This is a genomic window from Pseudoalteromonas sp. TB64, from assembly GCF_000498095.1.
In the GTDB taxonomy this organism is placed as follows: Bacteria; Pseudomonadota; Gammaproteobacteria; order Enterobacterales; family Alteromonadaceae; genus Pseudoalteromonas.
Window position 1 is genome coordinate 1 of the sequence record NZ_AUTQ01000087.1, and the last position, 1,304, is coordinate 1,304.

Consider the following 1,304-nt stretch of genomic DNA (forward strand, 5'->3'; position numbering starts at 1 on the left):
GGCTGCTTCGTGCGAAAGAATATATGAGATAATTCACTTACTTGATTGTGAGTCCACCGATATCTTCCCTCCAGCGAAACCTACAAAAACTAGGTTTAATGGATAATATTTTTATTGGACCGAAGTTCATGACATTTACATCAGGAACCAAGAATCCTCTCGATTAAATAAATAACAATGAGATAAGAGCTTTTAAAGTAAACGTGTGGCCAGAATCACTGCACAACTACAATTTGTCAGGTACAGTCAAAGTTAAGGACAATCTTCTTTTATCACATTTAGCTATACATAAAAGAATCGAAAATATAGAGATGTATATTCACTTTTTAAAGCAAGTAGTCGAAAACTACCAGAGCGAGGCAGCTTGAAGAGAATAAAGGCTTGAATTACTAAAGGTGCTTATTCTAAAAAAATAATAAGCTGTAAGCTAACAGAAATAAAATTTAACAAAGCACTAAACTTACTTCTGGAAATATTAGATCTCCCTCATTAAATCCAACTTATAGATAAGCATCTCGTATAAAGCACTCAAATAAACTATATTCTAATGCTCACTTCGTGAGGACTATTGAAACAGCTAAAAGATAATTTTTTATACGAGAAAGTATTCTTTTCCTGCTTTATTAACGTTCATGAATCACCATTAATTATATTGTTGGAGTAAGGCTATTCAAAGTAATTCTTGAAGAAGAATAGATAGTTTATAAATCACTTTTGCTATCGCAGTTCTGTAAAGTTTCGTACATTTTAAAGCTAAACTTTACAAAAATCTTTACGTTTTTAGGTTTTTAAATTTAAAATGTATAATTATCAATAGTTTAATTTGAATTTAAAATACAAGGTCACCAATGCCTTTTTGACCTAAGACAAAATGTTGAAAAATATTTTAAAGCCGCTAAATAGCTAACACCATTCAGTTAAGCATGCTTTGACTTAATGGTGTACCGAGTTTTTGAAATTCGAACGGTCCTACTTTTGGGCCGTTTTCTTTTTTCTGGAAGAATATAACGTTTCACTCGTTCTCGCATTGCCCTTAATTTCTTTGGAATTGAACCTGGCGAAGCGATGGCACACCAGAGTATTTCATCCTGTATATCCCGCAAAGCCATGACAAAACTAATTCTCAGCGGGGAGACTTTAGCCTCTTTGGCTATTCGACTTATCTCTACTCGAATTAAATTGTAGGCTAGCAATATACCCCATAGCTCTTGATTGACTCCATCCACAGTCTGACTACGCAAAAGAATACTATCCTCAAGCATCTGGTGTTTTATTTCTCCATAGCTATTTTCAATTTCCCAGCG

1 pseudogene is annotated in these 1,304 nt (G+C 33.7%); it reads right to left on the minus strand.

Features of this window, described 5'->3' with window-relative positions:
- Positions 1–917: 917 nt before the first annotated feature.
- Positions 918–1,304, minus strand: a pseudogene (locus L647_RS1000000126200) (IS4 family transposase); the annotation flags it as partial.